This is a genomic window from Pseudomonas sp. MB-090624 (assembly GCF_003205245.1).
GTDB lineage: Bacteria > Pseudomonadota > Gammaproteobacteria > Pseudomonadales > Pseudomonadaceae > Aquipseudomonas > Aquipseudomonas juntendi.
Window position 1 is genome coordinate 1 of record NZ_QJRK01000097.1, and the last position, 3,213, is coordinate 3,213.

2 protein-coding genes and 1 pseudogene are annotated in these 3,213 nt (G+C 57.7%); all 3 read right to left on the bottom strand.

Features of this window, described 5'->3' with window-relative positions; genetic code table 11:
* Positions 1-380: DUF1833 family protein (locus tag DMX12_RS28685; RefSeq protein WP_110680084.1), on the bottom strand; the 380-nt coding region annotated here is incomplete at its 3' end.
* Positions 377-2,818 (bottom strand): phage tail tape measure C-terminal domain-containing protein, encoded by a 2,442-nt coding sequence (locus DMX12_RS28690; RefSeq protein WP_110680083.1) that lies wholly within the window; start codon positions 2,816-2,818, stop codon positions 377-379. The genes DMX12_RS28690 and DMX12_RS28685, both read right to left, overlap by 4 nt.
* A 41-nt stretch (positions 2,819-2,859) precedes the next feature.
* Positions 2,860-3,213 (bottom strand): annotated as a pseudogene (locus DMX12_RS29570) (hypothetical protein); the annotation flags it as partial.

Consider the following 3,213-nt stretch of genomic DNA (forward strand, 5'->3'; position numbering starts at 1 on the left):
GTCGCCGTGACTGAACCGCCCTTGATCTTGAACCGGTGCGGCGCATGGGCCGGAGCACCGAGGTCGTCGGAGGTGTACGCGCGGTAGATAAGCGACATGCTGCGCCCATCCCTCAGCGCCGCACGGACGAAGCCAGAGGCGATGCCGTCGATGTTGCTCAGCGCGAAGGTCAGATCCTGGGTGCCGTCGTCATTGCGCGCCGGCAGGGCCAAGTCCATGCCGCATGGCGTGCACACCACCACCTGACCTGTTTCCAAGGTGATGGTCAGCTCGTCCCAGCCTTTGGTCATCCAGTAGGTGGTAATCCCGTCGGTGATCTCGAGCACTTCATGGATGATCTCCGGCCCGGAGCTGGCGTACAGCCTCTTGAGAATGCTCATCGCGCAGCCCTCTTAACGCCCCATCCCTGCGACAGCGCCTTGGAAACGTCGCCGTTACCCCGAGCTAGGTCGCCCGCGATCTGCTTCTTCGCCTCTCGGATGAAGATCTTCAGCTGATCGCCCTCCTGCTCGAATCCAACCTGAGCAGGTATGTTTTGGTTGACTTGCACATTCATCGTTACGCCGCCAGGCTTGGACGTGGCATCAACGCTGTTGGCCCGCTGCAGGTAGCCGGTCAGGTCTCGGTTCTGCGCAGGGCTCAGCACTCGCTCACCGCCATCCAGCAACCAGGTGCCCTCGCTGGGAATATTGTCGATACCGGCGTGGGCCTGGCCGGACAGCGCCGAGCCTACTCCGGTCATCAGCACCCCTGCAGCTGCGGCGGCGGCGATAGCCGCACCCGGGGCGATTGCCGGGCCTACAAAGGGAACCCCGATCATCGCGGTGAATGCGTTCAGGCCGGCCATGGCCACCTGCGCCGCCGCATATGCCAGCAGCGAGTGCCCGATGGATTGGATGAAGGTTGCAGCGAAGTCCTTGGCGTTGAGCTTCCCGGTCTCGGCCCATTCAGTCAGCATGTCGGTCAACGAGCTGAAGGCCGCCGAACCCACGCTCTGCATGTTGCTGTACAGATCCATGGCAGCTTGTGCCTGGGTCGCGAAACCGCTGATGAAGCCAGCGGTGCCGTTCTGCTGCATCGCGTCAACATCCTGGTAGTACTTCTCCTGCATGGCCTTGCGGTCATTCAGCGCTTTGTTGAGGATTTCCGTCTCCCGCTCGTACACCGAGTCGGACACATCCCCTGCATCGTGACGCTGCCGCAAATCCTCAAGCTGGTCCTGGTAGTTTTGCTCGATGGCCAGCAGGTCCAAGGCCCGCTGCTTCATCTCATCACTGCTGTAGGCATTCTTCAGCGGCGCATCCAGCGTGCGCTGATCGATGCTCAACTGCCGCTTCACGCTTGCATCAAAACCGGCGACCGCCTTGTCGTCCTCCTTGGCCTGCTTCAGTTGCTTCAGCTGGTCCAATTCAGCGGCCAGGCCCTTCAGACGCTCTTGCTGCTTGGCGCTCAGGCCGGTGAGATTCCCCGACTCCAGTTCGAACTGGAGCTTGGCCACCTCCGTGGCTTCCTTGCGCTTGTCGGTTTCGGTGTTGATCAGGGCGATTTGGCGTTTGTAGCCTTCTTCTGCTGTGTCGAACTGGCCCAAGAGCTTCTTCGCTGCGGTTTCGGCTGCTTTGGCGGCGGCCTGCTGGCCTGTCGTCGGGGCAATGAAGCTTCCAGCTTGACCTTCGCGCAGCCGCTCAAGCAGGTCAGCCAGCTCCTTGACTTGATTCTTTGGGCCATCCCCGGGCGGCTTGTCGATGCCGTCCCAAAGCTCTCCGTACATGTCGATCAAGCCTTTGATATCTGACTTGGACTTGTTGAAGCTGTCTCCAATGGCGCCAAAATTTTTGAAGGCGTTGTAGACCCTAACGGGCGGCAGGTAACGGTCGTACCACTTGGCGTCCTGTCCGCCGACCATTGCGTTGTCTAGGTCGTGCAGTCCCTTAACACTCTGCAAAAATATGTGCAGCCCGCCAGCGCTAGCGATAGCCATCTTGCCAAGCACCTTGACGCTCTCGGCCAAGTCGTCGGCGATCTTCTTGACGATCACGCCATCCTCTGTCACCTCGGTGAGCTTGCCGGCGAAGCTGGAAAGCATGGGCAGGAGGGCCTTTTGAATCTCGGTGCCAACCCCGCTGATGGCGCTCTCCATCAACCACGAAGCGGCTTTGAGCTCCGTGGCAGCTCGAATGGTCTTCTCGTCCATGATCGATCCGGCCGCCTCGGCAGCTTCACCAAACGTCCTGAAGCCCTCGGCATTGTTGCGAAGCAGCGGCAAAAGCAGCGTTGCGTCATTCGCCAAAGACTCCATCTGCTGGGTCATTTCCGCCTGGCTCAGGCCGGCCTTTTCTAGGCTGCTTGCAAACAGTTGCAGGGCTTGCGGGCCAGAAAGGTTGCGGAACTGCTCAGCGGTCACGCCAACTTTCGGCGCGATGGTCTTGAAGAAATCCTGAAGTTCGCCGCCACCATTCAGCAGGAAGTCGCCAACCTTGTCGTTAACGTCCTTCAGGATGTCAGAGAGCTTGTCCTGCTCAACTCCCACGAACTTGGCGCCTGCAGCCATTTTCTGAAAATCAGTGGTGCTGGCGTTCGATACAGCTGCCAGCTTGGCCACCTCAGCCGCGGAGTTGATCGCGGAAACGGTCATCGTTGCGAGCGCTGTGACGCCCGCCACGGCTGCCGCACCAATCGCCACTCCGGCTGCTTTGACGTTCTTCTCAACCTCTCTTCGCCATTTAGCGGAGCTGCGCTCCGCCTTGTCCATTCCGGCTACAAATCCACCAACCTGAGCTATGACATCAAGGGTTAGAGTACCCAGGGATTTAGATGCCATTGCTGCCTCCAAAAAAAACCCGCCGTAGCGGGTTTATAAAATCAATATGATCTAAACTTCACCCTAACTGACTTAGAGTAAACTTTTCCAGTTTCAGAATTAACAATGCTGACTCCGGCAAGCTTTCCGCTTAAGAAGTACCTGTTAATTTCACCTTCTTTTTTGTTTCTAATAGTCGCTGAAATGTAATGCTTGTAGAAATATAGATAATTCGGCACCGGCTCAACACTTACGGCAAGCTTTATTTTTTCACGGTTGCTCTTAAATTCTGAATCGCCCCTGGTTTCGTAGACACCTCCAAGCCTCATAATGAGGCCCAAATAGGAGGTGCCATGAGTCGTCAGCGTTACCCCGAAGAATTCAAGATCGAAGCGGTCAAGCAAGTGACCGAGAAA